This window comes from Vibrio sp. 10N (assembly GCF_036245475.1).
Classification (GTDB): Bacteria; Pseudomonadota; Gammaproteobacteria; order Enterobacterales; family Vibrionaceae; genus Vibrio.
Window position 1 is genome coordinate 2,071,103 of the sequence record NZ_BTPM01000001.1, and the last position, 22,403, is coordinate 2,093,505.

Annotated in this window: 22 protein-coding genes; 10 read left to right on the forward strand and 12 right to left on the reverse strand. The window is 46.7% G+C overall.

Features of this window, described 5'->3' with window-relative positions; all coding sequences use genetic code 11:
* Positions 1-114: 114 nt before the first annotated feature.
* Positions 115-1,299, reverse strand: coding sequence for a D-alanyl-D-alanine carboxypeptidase family protein (locus tag AAA946_RS09665; RefSeq protein ID WP_338164669.1), 1,185 nt, complete (start codon positions 1,297-1,299; stop codon positions 115-117).
* A 179-nt stretch (positions 1,300-1,478) separates the two neighbouring features.
* Positions 1,479-2,750 (reverse strand): sensor domain-containing diguanylate cyclase, encoded by a 1,272-nt coding sequence (locus AAA946_RS09670; RefSeq protein WP_338164670.1) that lies wholly within the window; start codon positions 2,748-2,750, stop codon positions 1,479-1,481.
* A 261-nt stretch (positions 2,751-3,011) separates the two neighbouring features.
* Between AAA946_RS09670 and AAA946_RS09675 the strand changes: the two genes are divergently transcribed.
* From AAA946_RS09675 to AAA946_RS09705, 7 genes are all read left to right on the forward strand, one after another.
* Positions 3,012-3,305: a hypothetical protein gene (locus AAA946_RS09675; RefSeq protein ID WP_338164671.1), complete on the forward strand. Its 294-nt coding sequence runs from the start codon at positions 3,012-3,014 to the stop codon at positions 3,303-3,305.
* 96 nt (positions 3,306-3,401) lie between these two features.
* Positions 3,402-3,632, forward strand: a complete 231-nt coding sequence (locus tag AAA946_RS09680; protein ID WP_338164672.1) for a hypothetical protein — start codon at positions 3,402-3,404, stop codon at positions 3,630-3,632.
* 260 nt (positions 3,633-3,892) lie between these two features.
* Complete coding sequence (locus AAA946_RS09685; protein WP_338164673.1) at positions 3,893-5,065, forward strand: ABC transporter substrate-binding protein; 1,173 nt, start codon at positions 3,893-3,895, stop codon at positions 5,063-5,065.
* Between the two features lie 21 nt (positions 5,066-5,086).
* Entirely contained in the window at positions 5,087-6,793 is a 1,707-nt protein-coding gene (locus AAA946_RS09690) for an ABC transporter permease (RefSeq protein WP_338165815.1), read from the forward strand.
* Positions 6,759-7,406 (forward strand): ATP-binding cassette domain-containing protein, encoded by a 648-nt coding sequence (locus AAA946_RS09695; RefSeq protein ID WP_338164674.1) that lies wholly within the window; start codon positions 6,759-6,761, stop codon positions 7,404-7,406. Before AAA946_RS09690 ends, AAA946_RS09695 begins: the two co-directional genes overlap by 35 nt.
* Positions 7,399-8,007: a CDP-alcohol phosphatidyltransferase family protein gene (locus AAA946_RS09700; protein WP_338164675.1), complete on the forward strand. Its 609-nt coding sequence runs from the start codon at positions 7,399-7,401 to the stop codon at positions 8,005-8,007. Before AAA946_RS09695 ends, AAA946_RS09700 begins: the two co-directional genes overlap by 8 nt.
* A gap of 8 nt (positions 8,008-8,015) precedes the next feature.
* Positions 8,016-8,363, forward strand: coding sequence for a YajD family HNH nuclease (locus tag AAA946_RS09705; protein ID WP_338164676.1), 348 nt, complete (start codon positions 8,016-8,018; stop codon positions 8,361-8,363).
* A 65-nt stretch (positions 8,364-8,428) separates the two neighbouring features.
* Here the strand turns inward: AAA946_RS09705 and AAA946_RS09710 are convergent, their stop codons facing one another.
* From AAA946_RS09710 to zwf, 4 genes are all read right to left on the reverse strand, one after another.
* Positions 8,429-8,788, reverse strand: a complete 360-nt coding sequence (locus AAA946_RS09710) for a hypothetical protein (RefSeq protein ID WP_338164677.1) — start codon at positions 8,786-8,788, stop codon at positions 8,429-8,431.
* Between the two features lie 208 nt (positions 8,789-8,996).
* Positions 8,997-10,334: an IS4 family transposase gene (locus AAA946_RS09715; protein WP_338164678.1), complete on the reverse strand. Its 1,338-nt coding sequence runs from the start codon at positions 10,332-10,334 to the stop codon at positions 8,997-8,999.
* A gap of 130 nt (positions 10,335-10,464) precedes the next feature.
* Positions 10,465-11,913: a decarboxylating NADP(+)-dependent phosphogluconate dehydrogenase gene (gene gnd / locus AAA946_RS09720; protein WP_338164679.1), complete on the reverse strand. Its 1,449-nt coding sequence runs from the start codon at positions 11,911-11,913 to the stop codon at positions 10,465-10,467.
* 95 nt (positions 11,914-12,008) lie between these two features.
* Entirely contained in the window at positions 12,009-13,511 is a 1,503-nt protein-coding gene (zwf, locus tag AAA946_RS09725) for a glucose-6-phosphate dehydrogenase (protein WP_338164680.1), read from the reverse strand.
* A 328-nt stretch (positions 13,512-13,839) separates the two neighbouring features.
* Here zwf and AAA946_RS09730 point away from each other — a divergent pair, with 328 nt between their 5' ends.
* Positions 13,840-15,210: an L-serine ammonia-lyase gene (locus AAA946_RS09730; RefSeq protein WP_338164681.1), complete on the forward strand. Its 1,371-nt coding sequence runs from the start codon at positions 13,840-13,842 to the stop codon at positions 15,208-15,210.
* 190 nt (positions 15,211-15,400) lie between these two features.
* Entirely contained in the window at positions 15,401-16,021 is a 621-nt protein-coding gene (locus tag AAA946_RS09735; RefSeq protein ID WP_338164682.1) for an HAD family hydrolase, read from the forward strand.
* 60 nt (positions 16,022-16,081) lie between these two features.
* Here the strand turns inward: AAA946_RS09735 and AAA946_RS09740 are convergent, their stop codons facing one another.
* From AAA946_RS09740 to AAA946_RS09760, 5 genes are all read right to left on the reverse strand, one after another.
* Positions 16,082-16,555, reverse strand: a complete 474-nt coding sequence (locus tag AAA946_RS09740; RefSeq protein WP_338164683.1) for a DUF2947 domain-containing protein — start codon at positions 16,553-16,555, stop codon at positions 16,082-16,084.
* Positions 16,556-16,563: 8 nt separating this feature from the next.
* A complete protein-coding gene (locus tag AAA946_RS09745) occupies positions 16,564-17,154 on the reverse strand; it encodes an HD domain-containing protein (protein ID WP_338164684.1) in 591 nt (196 codons plus the stop codon).
* Positions 17,151-17,729, reverse strand: a complete 579-nt coding sequence (gene rimJ, locus AAA946_RS09750; protein WP_338164685.1) for a ribosomal protein S5-alanine N-acetyltransferase — start codon at positions 17,727-17,729, stop codon at positions 17,151-17,153. The genes AAA946_RS09745 and rimJ overlap by 4 nt, the downstream gene beginning before the upstream one ends.
* Positions 17,729-19,270, reverse strand: coding sequence for a transcriptional regulator TyrR (gene tyrR / locus AAA946_RS09755; RefSeq protein ID WP_338164686.1), 1,542 nt, complete (start codon positions 19,268-19,270; stop codon positions 17,729-17,731). The genes rimJ and tyrR overlap by 1 nt, the downstream gene beginning before the upstream one ends.
* Before the next feature lie 120 nt (positions 19,271-19,390).
* Complete coding sequence (locus AAA946_RS09760) at positions 19,391-19,720, reverse strand: STAS domain-containing protein (protein ID WP_338164687.1); 330 nt, start codon at positions 19,718-19,720, stop codon at positions 19,391-19,393.
* A 203-nt stretch (positions 19,721-19,923) separates the two neighbouring features.
* On the opposite strand from AAA946_RS09760, the gene AAA946_RS09765 reads away from it, so the two are divergent.
* The gene (locus tag AAA946_RS09765; protein WP_338164688.1) at positions 19,924-20,790 is read left to right on the forward strand and encodes a DMT family transporter; all 867 of its coding nucleotides are present in this window, start codon (positions 19,924-19,926) and stop codon (positions 20,788-20,790) included.
* 39 nt (positions 20,791-20,829) lie between these two features.
* On the opposite strand, the gene glpD is transcribed toward AAA946_RS09765, so the two are convergent.
* Positions 20,830-22,362, reverse strand: a complete 1,533-nt coding sequence (gene glpD, locus AAA946_RS09770; protein ID WP_338164689.1) for a glycerol-3-phosphate dehydrogenase — start codon at positions 22,360-22,362, stop codon at positions 20,830-20,832.
* Between the last annotated feature and the right edge of the window lie 41 nt (positions 22,363-22,403).

Here is a 22,403-nt window from a genome sequence, read left to right on the forward strand (position 1 = left end):
GCCAAATGAAATAACTCAACTAAGTCACGTCAATCAACTTTACAACGCGCTGGGTGAGATCCCCTTTTTCAAGGGGATGACGGATTTATTTTAATATCGTGCTGCTAGCCTATTCTACTGCTCCCAAAGATCTTTGGTGTCGGTAAATAGCGATTTGAACCAAAGCACCGCAGTATCCCAAACACGCTTGAAGATAGAACCTTGTTCTACACTCGATTTGGCGACTAAAGGTTCAGTGGCAATTTCATCGTTCCCCACTTTCCAAGTCACACTGCCGATAATATCGCCTTGATTGATTGGCGCTATTAGAGGTGCGAATACCTCGACCTCCTTAGAAACCCCTCGGCTATTACCTCGAAGATACGTCGCGTAGACGTCTTGTTCAAAGCCCAAAGGAATCGAAGTACTTGACCCTTTCCATACTTTTGCCGTCACTTCAATCGAGTCTGATTCTGCAAGTTGATCGGTTTCATAGAAGCGGAAACCGTAGTTGAGCAATTGCCTTGATGCTTCAACGCGAGTCTGAGCACTTGGCGTTCCCATTACCACGGAGATCAGGCGCATCTGCCCTTGTGTCGCTGAACTCACTAAGCTGTAACCCGCATCAGAGGTGTAGCCTGTTTTACCACCATCGACATTCAGAGAGTTGTCCCACAACAATCTATTTCGGTTGTACTGTTTGATGTCCGCCCATTCAAAGCGTTTTTCCGAGTACAACTTATACACCTCTGGCACATCTTCGATGATACGTCTCATCAAAATCGCCATATCTTGTGGTGTTGTATGAATACCTTGGCCATCCAGCCCATGCGCATTGATAAATTGAGAACTGTTCATTCCTAGGTTTATCGCCCACTGATTCATCAGCGCGACAAACCCGTTTTCTGTGCCAGCTACGTGCTCGGCCAGGGCAACGGCAGCGTCATTTCCGGATTGTACAATCAGGCCGCGCATCAGATCCGCGACCGTCACGTCGTCGCCAGGCTTGATGAACATTTTTGACGAATCAGGAAATTTTACCGACCAGGCATTTTCACTGACGGCGACTTTACTGTCCCACGCCGTGCGACCAGAAGCTATCTCCATTCCAACCACATAAGCGGTCATCAATTTGGTTAGGCTAGCTGGTGCAAGTGCGGCGTCTTGGTTGCCGCCAACAATGATTTCACCAGACTGGTAGTCTATTAGAATATAGCCTTTAGCATTCAATGATGGTGGATTTGGGGTGACCAACGCGAAAGCCGTCGCCGATGAGCAAAGCGCTAACGACGCAAGCAAAACAGACATTGGTTTTCTCATCTCACGGACTCCTTATAGTGTGAGAGCTTCGCCGTCTTTTACGGATTTGAAAAACGAATAAGACGCGAAGCCAAAATTCATAACCTCTATCCACAAATTAGAATAAAAACGGCAACTTGGTTTAGTTTTTTTGTAAGAAATTCTGCATAAGAGTCAGCACTGCAAGGCTGTTAGGTTCGCTACTCTTGGTTTAGGTCAAGGAAGTGACAGGCAGAACCCACTTGTGCTTTGGCTTGATACATGGCTTTGTCCGCCACACTCACTGCTCGGGTGCAGTCCAGTCCCTCGCTGTCACAAAGGGTTGTCCCTAAACTCACATTAATTTGAATAGGCATTTGAGTGCCAACGTCAATGGGATGTGACGTGACTTGCAGGATATGCTGAGCGATACTCAATACATGAGCACGGTTTTTCATTCCGGGTAATACAACCAAAAACTCATCACCACCAAGACGTCCCACTAAATCGGACTGTCTGGTAAAATCTTGTAACCGCTTGGCGAACTCCACTAGTACTTTATCCCCTGCCAAATGACCATGCCGATCATTTAAAGACTTAAAATCATCGATATCAACATACATAAACGCGACTTTTTCAGATCGCTTGCGGCACTCTCGAGCGAGCCTCTTAAGTTGTGACTCCAATAAACGTCGATTTGGCAAATTCGTTAAAGGGTCTAGGTTTTGTGCCTCAATCGCTTTTAGCTCCTTTTCTTTGCGCTCAGAAATGTCACGAACTATCGCCAGCAAATATTGCTGCCCAGCAAATTCAACCATGTTTACGCTGGCTTCGATAGGCAGCTCGGTTCCATCTTTTCGTTTATGTGTCGCCTCAATACACGCTTCACCGGCTTGCCGCATACGCCTGACATGCTCACTCCAAGTTGTTTCTTTACTGAACCTAGGGTTAATGTCAGTAACGGTCAATTGAAGCAGCTCTTCTTTACTGTATCCAAGCCGCTTATACGCCAGCTCATTGCAATTCAGGATTTGCCCATACTCGATGCCAACAACGTAGATAGCATCCGAAGACTTTTCGACCATTTGTGTGAGCAGTAGCTCAGTCGCATGGGATTTTCGGGTTGCGGACAAATCCACTATCTGTGAGACAAAGTGCTGAACCTTACCCAATGCGCTCACGTCGGCTGCAATGTTAAGTTGAGCAATAAGCGTATGGCCATTTTTGTGGATGTACCTTTTCTCTAGCTGTATCGGCATGTGAGGGTTATGACTGAGTTGGCTGCGAATGCGCCTGTTGAGCTCCAAATCATTCGGGTGAGTCATCACTATGTCGTTGGACATCAGCTCCGCGGGTGAGTAACCAAGAAAACGACACAGTGCGGGATTCGCATAGATTAACTGCCCATCGGGGCATGTAATAGCCGTGGGAATTGGCGTCACGTCGAACAAACGCGATATCGACTCGTCGAGTCTCGCAAAAGGCTTGTCCATTAGCTCCCTCCTCACCCAACACCCGCTATGATGAATATCGTTTGTATGACATCACATCGGCGGATGGACCCCTGAAAAAATTGGTTTCCTATACATAGTGCAACAGTTAAAAAGAGTTATCCCACCCGAAAAAGCGTCTATTAATCATATACTCAAAATTGAGACAACCTCAAACAGCTGTTTGCTTTAACTCCAAAGTAGAATGTTCTGGGGCATAGGTATCGCATATCATATCGCTCTTTCCAGCTTCGGAGTTGAGCCTTGAGCAACAAACCCACACTCGCCATTGCCACGCAACAGTTGATCCAACAAGTAAAAGCCGAGCTCCCTTTATATAACGAAGATACCTTTGTATGTGGGCCCGATAATAGCTGTATTGGGTGTCCTAAAAAACTCATGGAACTCGTAGAAACAGATGTGAGTTATTGGGAGAGTTCGCTAAAGCGCGGCGTGGCACCAAATTTTGAGCAGTTTCGGCGCTTCGCCAAACTTTGCAGCAGCGTTAGACGCGGCTTGATGCGCAATGGTTTGGTGAGTAAAAACGCAGCGAGCTAGCTATTGACGTCACATAAATAACGATAACTGAAATTTTTTCCCTTTTGCTTTGGTCTTGTAGGGTGCCTTTGTCATAGGAGCGAAAGGAAAATACGTATGTCAACGCACGTCAAACTTTATGCTGGTGACAGCCACATACCACTTTATCAAACTGACCTCGAGTTCTATCAACTCAGTATGCTGCTCGATGAGCTTTCAGTCGAGTGTGAAGCACAAGAGTGTCACTATGCTCGAGTCGATGTGTTTGAGCGTGGCCATTTAGTGCGTTCATACCGTACTTATCTAAAAACCAAAATACACCACTTCATAGACGGCCACTGGTTATAACAGCGTTGGCTAGCTCAGCGTTCAAGCACGGCAATAAATCACCATTTATGACTTCCATACTTAATTTTTTTCTGTTGATGAAAGTTTCTTTGCGATGAGTCGGTCAGGTTCGTTGAATCTATTTTTGTGATAACCATTTAGTTAGCACAAGAGTATTGATAAACGTGCTCTAACCTTTACTATCATTTAGTTACACACAAATTGCTTGTGTCATTCATCTGGCAAGGTTAGCCAAACACAATAAAGATACGGATTACAACATGAAAAATTTTATGCTCAACTCGTCAGTGGTCTCTTCTGTAGCGTTAATCGCTTCCGCCATTAGCTCCTCATATGCTGTTGCTGAACAACCCTCTTGGGAAAGCATCGTCCAACAAGCGGATGGCCAATCAGTCTATTTTCACGCCTGGGGAGGAAGCCAAGAGATAAACCGTTATCTTCAATGGGCCGGTAAAGAGCTAAAAGAGCAATACGGCGTTAACTTTAATCACGTTAAGGTCACCGATATCTCAGAAACAGGCTCACGCTTACTGGCCGAAAAAGCGGCTGGTAAGAATAGCGGCGGTAGCGTAGATATGGTCTGGATCAATGGCGAAAACTTCAAGTCTATGAAAGACAATACTCTACTGTATGGCCCATTTGTATCGACGCTACCCAACTGGCAATACGTAGACCAGTCGCTTCCTGTTGATAGCGATTTCTCTGAGCCGACCGACGGGTTAGAAGCGCCTTGGGGCGTAGGTCAGCTGGTCTTTATTCATGATACACAAAGCCTTAATAACCCTCCTCTCTCTTACACAGAGATGCTCAATTACGCGAAGGCCTATCCGAACAAGCTTAGCTACCCTAAGCCACCAGAGTTTCATGGTACGAGTTTTCTTAAATCACTGTTAATTGAGCTCACCGATAACGACCCATCTCTCGCTATGCCTGTATCTGAGGCCGACTTCGACCTTGTGACCAAGCCGCTTTGGCGCTACCTAGATGAATTTCACAAAGTCGCTTGGCGAGGTGGCAAACAATTCCCTGCCGGCACGGCAGAAACCATTCAGCTTCTCGACGATGGTCAGTTAGATCTTGCCATCACATTCAATCCAAACGCAGTTTACTCAGCGCAAGCTAGCGGCAATTTAAGCGACACCACCACCGCTTACGCGATGGAAAGCGGCGCGTTGTCTAACATTCACTTTTTGGCAATTCCATGGAATGCAAATGCTAAGGAAGGGGCTTTAGTAGCCATTAACTTCCTCCTTAGCCCAGAAGCACAGTCGCGCAAAGGAGACATCAACATCTGGGGTGACCCTTCAGTGCTCAACAAACAGCATCTAACAGGAAGCGCAGCAAAAACCCAACAGTTTAAGTCTGTCGCCGAGCCTCACCCAAGCTGGCAAAGTGCTCTTGAGCAAGAGTGGCTTAAGCGTTACGGCAGTTGATAAGGGATTGAGTCAGCTATGATGCTACGACTGTTGTACACCTTTTTGGTGGTTGTCTGCATTCTCCCCACCATCCCAGGACTGCTCGGGGTGGTGATGGCGTCTCTTGGCTACATTCCCCCTTTAGGCTTAACGGACTACTCTTTCGCAGGCTTTGCTAAGGTGTTTGCGTGGCATGGTGTTGAGACATCGATTCTGCTCACGCTCAGTACTGCTCTGGTGAGTAGTTATCTTGCGTGTCTTGTCTGCTTTGCAATCCTAGCGGCCAGTTGGAACAGCCGTTGGTGGAATACAATTGAACTCACCCTTTCGCCGTTACTCGCCTTGCCCCATGTGGCCTTTGCGATTGGCTTTGCTTTTCTATTTTCACCGACCGGGTTTGGCGTGCGCGCGTTGGTTGACGTGATTGGGCTTGAGACCACAAACAGTGTCGATGAAATGGCATGGCTTGTGAAAGACCCTTATGGCATTGGCCTAACAATGATGTTAGCAATGAAAGAAGTCCCTTTTTTATTGCTAATGAGCATTCCTATTTTACGCCAACTCAAGGTTAACGAGTCGCTCAAAATAGCAGCATCACTGGGCTATTCTCAGTCGCAAGCTTGGTGGAAAGTCATTCTACCTCAATGGTTTACTAAACTGCGTTTCCCTATGCTCGCGGTCATTGCCTATAGCCTATCTGTCGTGGACGTCGCATTGATTATTGGGCCAACCAACCCTCCCACCTTCGCGGTTTTAGTGTGGCAATGGTTCAACGATCCGGATCTCAGCCTACTGCCTAGAGCAAGCGCGGGGGCTGTCGTGTTATTTATCATTGCCTCGTTGCTGATTGGAGTTGCTCGTTGCATTGAGTTTGTGGTGATCAACTACCACAATCGTTGGCAATATTCAGGTCGCGGTGCGCTTCATCTTCCGGGCAAATCGATATTCCTCGCGCTCATCGTCATTGTTGGTACCATGCTCCCTCTCACTCTGCTTTGGACATTTGCCCAACGCTGGCGCTTTCCAGACATATTGCCAACCCGTTATACCTTGCGCTTCTGGGAGTATGAGTGGGAGGGCATGTCCTCCGTAATGACCCAAAGCCTTACGATTGCCATGATCTCTGCCACTATTGCTCTATTGCTGGCGATAATTGGCCATGAGTACCGCATCAAGCATCGCATTCAAATCCCTGGGTATGTGATTGCCATCCCCATGTTGTTACCCCAGCTCAGCATTTTATTCGGGTTGCAAGTGGTAACACTTATGTTCAGTGAGGGGCACTACCTATTTTGGGTTTGTTGGTCACACGTCTTCTTTGCTTTCCCCTATGTTTACTTGTCTTTAGATGGTCCGTGGCGCAGCTACAATACCAAGTTTACTCAAGTGTCTCTCAGCTTAGGTAAGAGCCCGGTTTATACTTGGTGGCATGTAAAGCTGCCTCCGTTATTGCCAGCGGTCGTGTTTGCATGGGCCATTGGCATCAGCGTATCTTTGGCTCAATACTTACCAACACTGATACTTGGTGCGGGGAGGATTGCAACTATTACTACCGAAGCTGTCGCTTTATCCAGTGGCTTTGACCGACGTGTTACCGCTATTTACGCCTTGTTCCAAGCAATATTACCTTTGCTCTTTTTCACTCTAGCGGTGCTGGTTAACCGCTTCCACACTCGTTACCGTCGAATTCAAATTAAAGGACTGCTATTCAATGACGCTGTCGCTAGAAAACCTCACCATCCGTAAGCAAGATGGTGAGGTGCTGTTTTCTGATTGTCACTTCACCATCCAACCTGGTGAAATACTTACGCTTATGGGACCCAGTGGCTGTGGCAAATCGACGTTACTTGATGTCGTAGCGGGCCACTTAGCACCAGATTTTCGTTACTCTGGCAAGGTCATTCTTAATGACCAACGTATTGATACGATGGCACCTCATAAGCGTCATGTGGGCATTTTATTCCAAGACGACTTGTTGTTCTCTCATCTCAACGTATGGGAAAATCTTGCCTTTGCCCTGCCAAATAGCGTCAGAGGTGAGGCACGCAAACAGCAGGCCATAGAAGCACTTAAGAAAATTCAACTCTCAATGGTTGCTGAGCAATACCCAGAGCAGCTGTCAGGAGGTCAAAGAGCCCGTATCAGTCTAACCCGTATGCTACTTGCGAAACCCAACGTCGCACTGCTTGATGAGCCCTTTAGTAAGCTCGATAAAGAGCTGAGGACTCAGTTTCGTGACTGGGTGATGACGCAGCTCGCCGAAGCCAATATTCCCACCCTGATGGTGACACACGATGAAGATGATATCCCCCCTAATAGCCAAGTATTAAAATGGCCATGGGAGGGTGCACATGCTTGACCGACTGAGTATTAAACTTATCCGATGGCCGTTAGCCCAATCTGCTAAGCTGCTGGATAAGGCCGGTATCACGGCAAACCAAACTACCTTATTTGGTTTTGCATTAGGCTGTATGGCCTTTCCTGCCCTCGCCTATGCCCACTATGATCTCGCATTAGTCTGCATTGTGCTTAATCGTATTTGTGATGGATTAGATGGGGCGCTGGCTCGAATACAAGGGATTACTGATGCCGGTGGATTTTTAGATATCAGCTTAGATTTTCTTTTTTATTCACTGATCCCCTTTGGCTTTGTGGTAGCGAACCCAGAGCAAAATGGCGTAGCGGGTGCGTTTCTGATTTTTTCCTTTATCGGTACTGGCACCAGCTTTTTGGCTTTTGCCGTCATGGCAGGAAAACGTGGCATTGAGAACCCTGTCTATCAACACAAATCGCTCTATTACATGAGTGGTTTGACCGAAGGCACAGAAACCATTGGCTGTTTTGTGCTACTTTGCCTACTCCCGCAGCACTTTGCCCCAATAGCGATTGTGTTTGGCATAGCCTGTTGGTTTACCACGTTTACACGTATTTATTCTGGCTTTCACACGTTAAAAGAATAAGGAACATAATGTCTTCAGACTATTTTGGTACCAGTGCCGCGTATGCACGCAAAGAAAGTGATTATCGAGAAAAAGCGCTCAAGCTTTATCCTTGGGTATGTGGTAGCTGCGCACGAGAGTTCGTGTATTCAAACTTGCGTGAGCTGACTGTGCATCATAAGGATCACGACCATACCAATAACCCCGAAGATGGAAGTAACTGGGAGCTACTTTGCCTCTACTGTCATGATCATGAGCATTCAAAATACACCGATCATGAGCGATACGGCAGCGAGGTTAGACCTGGAGAGGACAATCATCAAGCTGCAACTCATAACCCTTTTGCCGATCTCGCCAACATGATGAAGAAAAAATAAATGACCCAAACATCACGTCAGGCTCATTGACTGACGTGATATCACCTAAACAGTATCCATTTAGCCTAAGTGTTCAATAGATGCGTTTCCGCAATTAACTCCTTTTGATAGCGCAGTGCATCGATCTGATCATCAGAAAACTTCAATAAGACGCGAGTAATACCATTTCTGTAGTGCACTAACGCACTGTCAGCGCCTTTTCGCCCTGTGTTGGTATATCGATAATAGATATCTTCATCCTTCACTTGTTTGGACAGCCGCTCCAAGATCGAGTGGTTTTCGAATTTTGAACCAAAGAATGCGACAGTAGGCTTGCCGTCTAGACACGGCAGCTCAATGAATTCAATGTCCTCCAACGGTGGTGCACAGATGATAGAGTGCATTAGTGCCGCATCAGCGGAGAGAATATTGAGGTAAGTACTCATACTATTTCCTTTTCGAATGGTCATTTTGATGAACTTCCTGTATCACCAAATAGAGAGCTTCCATTATGACAGGCCGCCACATCCCTCCGTTAATTAAAAGGTATATCACTTTCGAATAGGTCTCGCATTCAAATAGAGAACCCTTGCGACGCGCTTCAGCTTCTTTTCCACAGCTGAAAAAAAGCCTCGCTAATTAGCGCAACGTAGTTCATTTAAGAGGAGCTGCGTTGCGATTAACAGGGTATCGGGTTTTTGATATTTTTACCGCCCTAGGCCGATTTGGCTTAGGGCGTTTGTCTATGAAGAGGATAGACAAATCACCTCGAAGGCTCTTTAGGCGTTTCGGCGTGTTACCTAAAGATACCGCTCTACTCATCACTTTGAGCTGGCTGGCTATAAATTGGCAAGCATACTTAAAGCTTATTTCATTGGGTAAGCGTCCGTGTTCAACGGCGGCTTGACTAGCTTCTCGTCTCACCAAGTTATAACCGAGTAGCAGTCCCCATAACTCTTGATAGACAAGCTCGACTGTTTTGCTTCTCAACACTAAAGCGTTATGTTGCATCGAACTCTTGATGTCACGATAACCTAATTCGATCTCCCACCTTTCATGATAAAGCTTTGCCACGGATTGAGCATCGTACTTATCTCTAGGAAGAGAGGTAAACACCGTCTTGGATTTACCTTGGACCTCGTAAGTGACCGCCCTGACTGTCCATTTCTCAGGAAGACTAGGGTTCTGCTTACGAGCCTGCGGTGAGGTCTTCATCTCCACAAGCATGTCACTGCTTTCTTTATCGTCTAGTAGGGTGTATTTGACTCCTTTCTTTGCAGGGAGAAGCCAGTGTCTATTTATTCCACTGTTTTGGAGAGAAAGTAGTAAATCTGCGCCATAAAAACCTTTGTCCAGTAACGTCACAGAGTTGTCTGGTAAAGCGTTGATGAAGGGCATCGCTAGAGGAATTTCACCTCGGCGATAAGGGCTTATCGCTGCATCAACGATGACATGAGAGCGAACGTTCATCATGGTCACAACCCTCAATACTGGATGAGGTGTTTGTCTATTGCTAGACGTATTACCAGAGCCAAAATGTTCTCTTAGTTCGGGTGTATCAGCTGTTCTAAAAAGAGCACCATCTACAGCAAAAACCTGTAGGCCTTGCCAAGTATCATCAGGGTATCGCTCAAGCCCCCATGTTTTTCCGCATTGCTTAAACAGCCATTCTGGTGCTGTTTTACCTAAGCGCTGTCTTGCTTGGGTTAAAGCACTCTTTGCCAGCAGTTCTTCATCAGCAAGGCCATCAGCACAGACGTTCATTCTCCGTGCGACTTCGGCAATGGGTTCATTACGGAAAAAAGCCATACCAACAATTAACCACAAAACCATATCACTCGGTAATCGGCGTCGACGGATTGTCGCCTTATCAGACAGAGAGGCTGCTTTAACGACCCTCTCATCCGGAATGTGTTCAGAGAAGGTGGTGAGTTGGGCGATATCAACAGGGTTTTCTTCGAGGAAATCGGCAAAACAGTTTTGAATAGACATAAAAAATCGGAAACCTATAAACAGGTTTCCGATTGTCTCTCATCAGAAGGATCGGTCAACCGATCCTTATCTGATCTACATTGCGCTAATTAGCGAGGCTTAATAGTAAGTACTTTACGTGTCGAACTAATTACACATCGTACGTCGTTGACGCTGTGTCACCGCCTGTACCAGTCCAGTTTGTGTGGAAGAATTCACCACGTGGACGGTCAGTACGCTCGTAAGTGTGAGCACCGAAGTAGTCACGTTGAGCTTGAAGCAGATTAGCTGGTAGACGTGCTGTAGTGTAACCGTCTAGGAAAGACAGCGCTGAAATCGTGCATGGCATTGGGATGCCCGCTTCTAGAGATTTCGCTGCTACTTTACGCCACGCCGCTAGGCTGCTTTGTAGGATGTTCTTGAAGTACTCATCAGAACCCAGGAATGCGATATCTGGGTTCGCTTCGTACGCATCACGGATGTTACCTAGGAATGCAGAGCGGATGATACAGCCACCACGCCACATTAGTGCAACGTTACCGTAGTTTAGATCCCAACCGTTCTCGTTTGATGCTTCACGCATTAGCATGAAACCTTGAGCGTACGAGATGATCTTAGAAGCTAGTAGCGCTTGACGAAGTGCATCAACCCACTCTTGCTTGTCACCTTCTACTGGTGTGATTGTCTTACCGAATAGAGACTCAGCTTCAACGCGCTGGTCTTTAAGAGCAGACAGACAACGAGAGAATACAGACTCAGAGATAAGCGTTAGTGGAATACCTAGGTCTAGTGCGTTGATACCAGTCCATTTACCCGTGCCTTTTTGGCCCGCAGTATCAAGGATCTTCTCGACTAGTGGCTCGCCGTCTTCATCTTTATAGCCAAGGATATCAGCAGTGATTTCTACTAGGTAGCTGTCTAGTTCAGTCTTGTTCCAGTCAGCAAACACTGCCTGCATTTCGTCAGCAGACATCCCTAGACCGTCTTTCATGAACTGGTACGCTTCAGTGATCAACTGCATGTCGCCGTATTCGATACCGTTGTGTACCATTTTAACGAAGTGACCTGCACCATCGTTACCAACCCAGTCACAGCAAGGCTCACCAGCGTCAGTTTTTGCAGAGATACCTTGGAAGATAGGCTTAACCGCTTCCCAAGCTTCAGCCGCGCCGCCTGGCATGATTGAAGGACCGAAACGAGCACCTTCTTCACCACCTGAAACACCAGTACCGATGAAGTGGATGCCTTTCTCACGGCACTCTGCAACGCGACGGTTTGTGTCTGGGTAGTTTGTGTTGCCGCCATCAATAATGATGTCACCTTTGTCTAGTAGGGGTACTAGCGCTTCGATGAACTTATCGACAACGTCACCAGCACGTACCATCAGCATCACTTTACGTGGCGTTTCTAGCTTCTCAACTAGCTCTTCTAGTGAGTATGCGCCAACGATGTTAGTGCCTTTTGCTGGACCTTCTAGGAACTCGTCAACTTTTGCAGCAGTACGGTTGTGAGCCACAACTTTAAAGCCATGGTCATTCATGTTTAGGATAAGGTTCTGACCCATTACCGCCAGACCAATTACACCAATATCACCTTTCATCATTCTCTCCATCAATTCGGCAACTTAACTTGCTGCTTTGAAATTTTTGGTCGTGCCAAGTTGTGCAGCTCTCCCAGCGCGACATAATTTTTTGATTACAGTTCGCAGTAATCTGTATCTGTCAGGTTCTTACAAGGGAAGCGCCATGCGCGACCGTCGTTTTGAAGCAGCTGATCACACTCTTTAGGCCCCCAAGTACCACATGCATAGCCAAATAGCGCTTGTGGGTCTTGCTTGAAGTCCAAGATTGGTTGTACAAACTCCCAACACGCTTCAACTGCGTCACTGCGGGCAAACAGCGTCGCATCACCATTTAACGCATCAAGAAGAAGACGCTCGTATGCAGTGAGCATTTGCGTTTCTTGAAGTGACGCATAGTGGAAGTTCATCTTCACTTCTTTTGCATTAAAACCAGCACCCGGCTCTTTTAAGCCAAAGCTCATTTGAATGCCCTCATCCGGCTGAATACGAATGATCAGTTTGTTTTCTGGCGCATCTTTACCAAACACTGGGTGCGGCGTTTGTTTAAAGTGAATCACAACTTCAGTCACACGTGTTGGCAAACGTTTACCTGTGCGCACATAAAAAGGCACGCCATTCCAACGCCAGTTGTCGATAAACATCTTCAAACCAACGTAGGTTTCCGTACGTGAATCATCCGCCACGCCATTTTCGTCACGGTAGCTTGGAAGGAACTGGCCGCGAACGTTCGATTCTGTGTATTGACCCAATACAAGGTTGTTACGCAAATCGTCATCAGATAATGGACGCAGGCATTGCAGCACCTTAACCACTTCGTTACGGATCGCGTCAGCATTAATTTGTGCCGGAGATTCCATACCCACCATCGCTAGCACTTGTAGCAAGTGGTTTTGGAACATATCGCGCACCGCGCCAGAGCCATCGTAGTAACCACCACGCTCTTCAACACCAAGGAATTCCGCGCCAGTGATTTCGACATAGTCAACGTACTGGTGGTTCCAAAGCGGCTCAAACATCGCATTCGAAAAACGCAGAACAAGAAGGTTCTGAACCGTTTCTTTACCAAGGTAATGGTCGATACGATAGATTTGGTGCTCTTGGAAGTGCTCGTGGATCTCTTTATCGAGCTTACGAGCTGACGCTAGGTCATAACCGAATGGCTTTTCGATAATGAGGCGTTTCCAGCCTTGGCTTTCATCATTAAGACCGTGAGCAGCAAGGCTCGCTGGAATAATGCTGTAAAGGCTTGGCGGCGTCGCCAAATAGAATAGCGTGTTACGTTGTTCAAAGCCGTATTGGTCAGCAACGTCATCAAGGCGGGTCGCGAGTTTCGCGTAGTCTTGAGTATCTGAGGTATCAATCGCTTGATAGTGAAGATGGTTACAAAATGCGTCGAGCGTTTCTGGCTCGGTTTTTTCCATCTCTTGCAATGAAGCTTTTAGCTTCTCGCGGTATGACTCATCACTATACTGGGTGCGGCTGACGCCAAGGATAGCAAATGATTTTGGCAGCTGGTCGCTGGCATACAAATGGTAAAGAGCAGGAATCAACTTACGATACGTAAGATCGCCTGAAGCACCAAAAATAACGATGCTACTGTTTTCAGGTATTACCATCTTTTTTCCTTAGACAATGGGGGCAATTGTTTAGCGGACGCCAATGTTAACAGCGTGCTAGATAAAAAGAAAATAAGTTTTGCCTATAAGAAAGATAGGTAAATTCGTTAGATATATAAGCTCCGACCAGTTAGGTTTGGCAAACCAATCGTCATTAATAAACTAGTAGCACATACAGAAAGATAGAACCGAGCAACCAAGCGATTACTCTCACGTTGTGAGCAAAACAGACCACATTCCTTCGTCAACTATGTCAGACTCCAATATAATATAAAGATAACTTGCCCTAGCGCAGAGACTTAACACTACTAAGTGAAGAGAAGTAAACATGCTTTCAATATTCGACATCTACAAAGTTGGCGTCGGCCCTTCAAGTTCACATACTAACGGCCCAATGATCGCTGGCTATCAGTTCACAACGTTAATCGCAGACCAACTCGATAACGTGCAAAGAGTGCAAATTGATCTTTATGGTTCACTCTCTTTAACTGGTATCGGCCACCATACTGATCGTGCCACTATTCTAGGTCTACTTGGAAACAAACCCGACACCATTAAGATTTCAAGTGCCAATCAAGCAATGAGAAAAGCGATCAATGAAGGTGAACTGCCTCTTTCGGGCACTCACAACATCGTTTTCAACTACAAAACCGATATGCTGTTTCATGAAGAAAACCTTCCTCTCCACGAAAATGGCATGACCATCTCTGCGTTTGATGGCGAAGGCAATCGTATTGGTTTTGAAACCTATTACTCTATTGGCGGCGGCTTTATCGCTACAGAACATGAGCTACAACACGGCAAAGATGAGCAAGACGTCAACGTTGAATACCCTTTTACCAGTGCCGATGAAATGCTCGCTCTGGCTGAAAAAAATGGTATGAGTCTTGGTGGTTTGGTGCTTCGTAACGAGCTCGCGTTTAAAGACATCGAAGATATTAACGCAAAAACCGAACAAATTTGGCGTGTAATGACACGCTGTATGGAACGTGGCTTTGAAACAGAAGGTATTTTAGACGGTGGTCTAAATGTCACACGCCGCGCACCCAATCTTCTTAAGAAGCTCGAAGCGAATGCAGCGATTGAAAACGATCCTATGGAAGTCATGGACTGGATTAACTTGTTCGCTTTTGCTGTCAGTGAAGAGAACGCGGCAGGCGGTCAGGTAGTTACCTCGCCGACAAACGGCGCAGCCGGCGTCATCCCAGCGGTTCTGATGTACTACCACAGATTCATCAAAGAGCTCGACACTAAGCAGCTTAAAGACTTCCTCGCGGTATCGGGTGCGATTGGTATCTTGTACAAAACCAATGCATCTATCTCAGGTGCTGAAGTCGGTTGTCAGGGCGAAGTGGGCGTGTCTTCTTCCATGGCAGCAGCAGGTCTTACAGCACTTCGTGGCGGCAGTAATGAGCAAATGTGCATCGCTGCAGAAATCGCTATGGAGCATTCGCTGGGTATGACTTGTGACCCTATCGGTGGTTTAGTGCAAGTCCCATGTATTGAGCGAAATGCGATGGGCGCGATGAAAGCCATTAACGCTTCACGTATGGCGCTTAAGCGCACAAGCAAGTGCCTAATCTCTCTCGATAAAGTCATTGATACCATGTACCAAACGGGTAAAGACATGAACAAGAAATATCGCGAGACCTCTCAGGGTGGTTTGGCGTTGATTCATTTAGCGCCGCCTTGCGAATAATCGTGGCTCAGCGAACCACCATGAAACAGCGCAACATCGTGCTTTAGCATAAAACGGCTGCCTTTAAGGCGGCCGTTTTTTTTCCCTAGAATGCAACGTTATGTTTTGTTCGATTTTTGACTGGAAAACACAGTAATTGTCATCAAACCACGATACGCTTTTTCACTACCCGATGAACAAGGAACAGATCGTGAATAGCACGTCGATAAAAAATGTGGTCTTTGATGTAGGGAATGTGATTGTTCGATGGTCACCTGTCGAGATCGTCAATTTGACCTTTGGCACGCAAGGCGACGCCTCCCACCAGCGAGCAAAGCTGATTTTCCAAAGTGACACCTGGCTAGAGCTCAACAAAGGCAATCTCACCGAAGAAGAAACGAAAGTGCGCTACCAATCTGAGCTAGGGTTGACTCGTGATGAGTGTGACCGCCTCTTTTACTATGTGAAAGAAACGCAGATTTTATTGTATGGCACGCTCGCTCTGATAAGGCAGCTAAAACAAGCCGGCTACCGTATTTTCGCACTTACTGATAATGTTCATGAGATTGTTACCCACCTTAAACAGCGCTACGATTTCTGGACTCTGTTTGAACATGCCACCGTTTCTGCTGAGCTTGGAGTGCTAAAACCCTGCGATGACATCTATCAAGCACTACTTAGTCACAATAAGCTGAAAGCGAGTGAAACCGTGTTCCTTGATGACATGCCCTACAATGTCGATGGAGCACTGAAAAACGGCATGCATGCCATTCAATTTGTCAGTGCAGAGCAAGCAGGCAGCTCACTGCGTAAGCTTGGTTTGGTATTTTAATCGCGCACTATTCACAGCGAGCGAAATCAAAAAAGCCAGCGAATATATCGCTGGCTTTCTTTATTTACGCTTACCGAGTTTTACGGTGCCATCGGTTGAGAACCATAGCGCCTCTGAGCGGCGTCGGCCCAACAGGATTGGACCATCATCGTAAAATAGGAAGTTCTTCCAATAACGCTTAAACGTCGACCATTTGGTCTCGATGACATTGTACTTTTCATAGCAGAAGTACACCGTCACATCATCTTGCCAATCGATGAATTGCGCTACCGCCTCCGGCAAGTCATTTTCATCGGCGTCCCACGCCTGCATCCAATCAACTTCGTCCCACCAGTTGTTGTCTTTCATCGGCCAATCTTGGCTGCTCAAACGTTCTGCATCTGGGCTTTGAGCGCTGATGTTTTCTTTCCAAAACTGCGCAGCACGTGCTTGCGTCATAGGTTTGATTTGGGGCCAGTCAGACTCTGGTACTGGCATTGATTGATGAGTAAAAATCCATTTTCTTTGGTATTCATCCAAAGTTGTGTACGACATTCAGTTTCCTAATTCTTTAACCAGCCATTTTCGACGGCTTCTTCAATAAGGGATTTTGCTTTATCCCACAGCACTTGTGAACCTTTTTCTATCTTTTGGTTCACCTGAATAGCTTGAGCTGCGGTTACCTCATTCTCAATCCAGCTTTGTCCTTGATTGTGATAGTTGAGTAACATAGGGATTAGTCTATCGAGCGCTTTGGCAAATTTTGCCTCTGCTGACTCTGCTTGTTCGAACTCGCGCCAGGTGGCAAACAGCTCTTCGCCTTGTTTATCTGGTAACATACCAAACAATCGCTCCGCCGCTTCCAGCTCTTTTTGCTCTTGTAGCTCTGATGCCTGTGTATCGTAGACGAATGTATCACCCGCATCGATTTCAACGATATCGTGCAGAAGCAGCATTTTTATCACTTTTGTAATATCCACTGGCTCATTCGCGTGCTCCTGAAACAGAAGCGCCATCATCGCCACATGCCAGCTGTGTTCGGCACTGTTTTCAAAGCGGCTTTCCGCACTGCGGATACGAGTTCGGCGCAGAACAGACTTAAGCCTGTCCAACTCCATCAGTAAGTTCAACTGCTGCTCTAATCTATTGGTCATGATTCCTTCCAGTTTGGATTGTGAAGCGCCGTCAGTACATGATCTTCCCATTGGCCATTGATCAGCAGGTAATCTTTCGCGAAGCCTTCACGCTCAAAACCCATATATTGTAAAACCGCTTCACTGCGTTTGTTATGAGGCATGTAACTGGCGGAGATACGATGCATATTTTGAAATTCGAACATGTAAGGAATAGCCATGGACAAGGCACGGCGCATATACCCTTGCCCTTGCGCATCTTGAGCCAGAGAGTAGCCCAAATTGCAGGAGTGAAATGGAAAGCGGACCAAATTACTAAACGACACTGTCCCTTTCATTTCCTTGGTATCCGCATCGAAGATCAAACAGTAATAAGCTAAACCAAGCCGATGCAGTTCTTCCAATTTAAGTAACTTATTCGCCCAGGTATCGACCTGAAAGAAGCCTTGCTCTCGCTTGGGCTCCCACGGCTCTAGAAACTCGCGGTTATCACGAAAGTATTGAGCAACCGTGTAAGCATCAGAGGGGGAAGAGCTTCGAACTAACACATTACCCTCAGAGCGATGCAGTTGCACCGCCGAGCTTCTGTCTTCCATTAATTCTTCCTGATGTTGTAGTCACGTAGCTTATTGGCAATAGACGTATGCGACACATTCAAACGCTTCGCTAGCTTACGACTGGACGGGAATGACTGATACAGCTTCTCAAGTACTTTTGATTCATAGTTTTTCATGATGTCATCGAGAGACCCGTCAATGTTCAAATTCACGTTACCCGCGCTCACCGCTTCCAGTTTTGGCAGGTTAAAGTCTTCGAGTTTGAGTCTAGCGCCACTTGCCTGAGTCAGCGCGCGAAGCACCATGTTGTCTAGCTGTCTCATATTACCAGGCCATGGGTAGTTGCTTAATGCATCAAGCAACTCCTCATCAGCTTCTGGTTTGGTGATCCCTAACTTGGTGCTGTGTTTTGCAACAAATAACTCCAAAAGCGGAGCAATATCACTGGCGCGCTCTCGTAGTGGAGGAATGGTTAGTGTGAGGACGTTGAGACGGTAGTAGAGATCTTCTCTAAAGGCACCTTGCTCAGCCAAGTCGGCCAAATTATGGCGAGTTGAAGCGAGGATTCTCACATCGACATGCACTTCGTGCTCTTCACCCACACGACGGAAAGTACCATCTTGTAAAAAGCGCAAAAGTTTTATCTGTAGGTGAGGACTCATTTCACCGATTTCATCCAGCAGCACAGTGCCACCGTTGGCCTGTTCGAAAATCCCTTTATGACCATGTTGATGATTAAACGACCCAGGTGCATGACCAAATAGCTCCGTTTCAGCCACATCGTCTGGCATTGACGCACAGCTAAGCACCAAAAATGGCTGAGAGGCACGGTGTGAGCGATTGTGACACGCCTTAGCCAGCATCTCTTTACCTGTGCCCGTTTCACCTTCAATCAATAGAGGCTGATCAAGCATGGCGAGTTTCTTAGCCTGACTCATTAGCGCTTTGTGGCGATTAGATAGACCGACAAAATGCTCAAAGCCTAATGTGTTGCTGTCTGCCAATGGCTCTGTTGTCATAGCATGCGTGGTTGGGTGGATACTCATTACCGCGCTAGCAAGGACTGTTTCATTAGACTCTCCGGTGATGTAGACCGGTAAAATCTCCATGGTGTAATCCAAACCATCAATGACAATGGCCTGCTTCTGTCGGGCGATATCACCTTCAATCCACTTTGCAAAATTGAAGCTAGGCAGTAGCTGAGAGATCAACTGACCCATCGCTTCCTCTTCACTTTTAGCAAGCAGTTTGAGAGCCGCGTGGTTAGCCATATCGATGGCGCCTTTGAGGTCAATTGACAGCACTGGGTAAGGAAGGTTCGTCAGCAGAGACACCAGCTCAGTGTTGTGCCTCTCACTCGGCATAAACTGAATTTTACGCACGTCTTTCACACCTGAAATTCGGCGAATTTCGGCCATTAGGTCGCGAAAAGTTTCAAAGTCTATATCCGGGCAATTGAGGTAAATAATGCCCGTAGTATCGATTTCGATACCGCGTAAGTCGATACTATTGGATGCCAAGATATCTAGCAGCTCTCGAGTTAACCCAAGTCTGTCTTCGCAAAGGACTTCTAAACGCACTTTATGTTCCTGTAGAAAGTGTCACGAATTGTTGACACTAAGTGTGTATGACTCCGAGAGAGTCGTCAACAAAAACAGAAAGTTGCATGTACGATTTGTATTGTTTTTGAGCGTAGTATGCTAACCAGCCATAATAGCCTGCTCTAAATCACTGTATACTTTAACGATTTGATCGACTTTGGTGATCTTGAAAAGTTGCAGCACCGGTGCACTTTCCGTCACTATGGAGATATCAGAATGTTGATGATGCTTCTTAAAGGCCATCACGACCCCTAAAGCACTGCTGTCCATAAAATTCACATGAGTCAAATCGAGTAAAATGGGCTTGTTGCCCGTTTCTGGAAGATTGTCGACGAAGTCGCGAAACTGAGTAACGAGTTTGGCGTCAAACCTAGCCGACTCGACCTCGATAACGGTCAGTGAATCATTGCTGTATGTTGCGAAAGTCATAAACACCTCTAGCCAAGATGTGTGCGGTTATTCAAATTTTTTTACTTCTGCACTTATGAATATAGTCCATTTACTTATTCGTACACCATTCGACAACAAACAGTAGCCGATGAAGCAATGATTCTATTTGCCCCTTACTTTACTGTGGCTAAGTGAAACAATTTGGCGCAGAATAAGCAAAAAACCACAAAGACCTCTCTATTTTGAACTATCGCGCTGAATTGATTTTAGTTTTTACTACGCTGCTAGCGGGTGCCGGATGGGTGTTTTCCAAAGAAGCCATTGCTGGGTTGCCACCTTTTGGTTTTATCGGGCTGCGCTTTCTACTAGCGTCACTATTGTTGTTGCCATTTTGTCTCAAAGCGCTCAAAGCAGCGCCGATGTCTGACTGCCTTCGTGCGCTAAGCGTGGGAGGTTTTTTAGGCGCCGCCATTTTTAGCTGGATCTACGCAGTATCCATTAGTGACACACTAGGCGAAGGCGCTTTTATCATGAGCCTTTCGATGTTGATTGTACCTATCGTTGCCTGGGTGCTGTTTCAAGCTAAACCTATCCGTGCTTTTTGGTTTTCATTGCCCATTGCCATAACGGGACTGTTTTTGCTGTCGTGGAAAGGAAGCTGGACGTTCAATGCCAGCCAGATTTGGTTCTTCATTTCTGCCATCGGTCTTGCATTGCATTTCAATTTCAACAGCAAATACTCAGTGCGCTTGCCCCCTATTCTTCTTGCGACACTGCAGTTATTTTCAACGGGCGTACTAGGGCTTATCCTCTCATCATTCACCGAAACTTGGCCAACGGAAATTTCAGCGACAACGTGGCAGTGGTTTGCACTCAGTGTGGTATTGGCAACGAGTTTACGCTATCTGATGCAAACCACCGGACAGAAACTGGCTAATCCGACGAATGCAGCGCTACTTATGCTTCTAGAGCCCATATGGACGCTCATTTTAAGTGTCGTTATCTACGATGAACCGATGCCACTTAACAAGATTATTGGTTGCTCGTTACTGCTCGGCTCACTGATATTTTATCGCCTTAGCTCTCTGGTGACGCTTAAGAAGCGCTAACCTAGAAAAGATTGAGCGCGCGAGTGCGCGCTCATCGTGCTATTCACCTGCACATTTAAGCATCGCCAATCGCGTGACAGACACGCTCCTTTCCACATACGTTGTCAGCTTTTCGATTTGAAGATCATTAAACTCAAGCCCAAGTTTGGTTCTTCGCCACAAAACATCTGCGCAACTGGTCGCCCACTCGCTCTTCATTAAGTAATCCACTTCAACTTGGTAAAGGCCGTGTCCAAAGTGCTCTCCAAGCGCTGTTAACTCCTCGGCACCTGCAACAATTCGCTCTAAGTTCGTTCCATAGGCTCGCACCCAGCGTTTGATTATGCCTATATCCAACCACGGATAGCGCTTAGCCGTCTGCTCAACAAGAGCATCTCTAGTGGAAAAGTTACCCCCTGGCAAAGTTGCCGTTTGGGTCCAAGGCGATCCCATATGAGGAAAAAACGGAGCCAATTTATCTACCGCAGCTTGGCCAAGTTTGCGATAAGTCGTGAGCTTGCCACCAAAAATTGATAGCAATGGGGCGTCATCAAGTTCATCGTCAAGTTCAATCGTGTAATCACGAGTAACGGCTTGCGGATCATCAGATTCATCTTCACACAATGGCCTCACACCGGACCAATCTGAAACAATGTCTTGTGGACTGATTTTCACCTTGAAGTGTTGATTAACGATCTCACACAAATACTCAGTTTCACTGGCATCAATAGCAACCTGGCTTGGATCGCCTTGATAGTCGACATCGGTGGTGCCGACCACAGAGTAGCGATCCATATAAGGGATAACGAACACGATACGCTTGTCTTCATTTTGCAAAATGTAAGCATGGTCGCCCTCATACATACGAGGGACAACAATGTGACTGCCTTTGACCAGTCGAATGCGCCTCGGTGATGGCAGCGCCAATTGATCATCAAAAAAGCGATCTACCCAAGGGCCAGCCGCATTCACCAAGGCTTTTGCCTTTAAGGATTGGCTTTCACCCGTTAACGTGTCTGTCGTTTCAACTAACCAACCATCGGCGACTCTGCGCGCGCCCATACATTTAGTTCGCGTGAAAATGGAAGCGCCTTTATCCCGTGCCATCATAGCGTTGGTGACAACCAAGCGAGCATCATCCACGGCGCAATCTGAGTACTCAAACCCTATCTTCATTTCCGGCAACAGTGGGCTGTCATTGCCAGCAAACTTCACGCTGTTGCTGCCCAGTAGCGACACACGTTTGCCCAAATGATCATAGAGAAACAGGCCCGCGCGAATCATCCACGCGGGTCTTAAATGGGGACGATGAGGCAACTGAAAGCGCAGTGGAGCAACTAAGTGAGGGGCGTTTTTTAACAACACTTCTCGTTCTGCCAACGCTTCAGAAACCAGACGAAATTCGTAATGTTCAAGATATCGAAGTCCGCCATGGATTAATTTACTGCTGGCCGATGATGTCGCAGAAGCCAGGTCGTTCATTTCAACGAGCGCCACATCCAAGCCACGCCCTGCTGCATCGGCAGCGACAGCAACTCCGTTAATACCACCACCAATCACTATCACATCGTAACTATTGTTCGTTTGCCCCATTACCGTTCGCCTCCACTATACAAGATCTAAAATGAGCATAT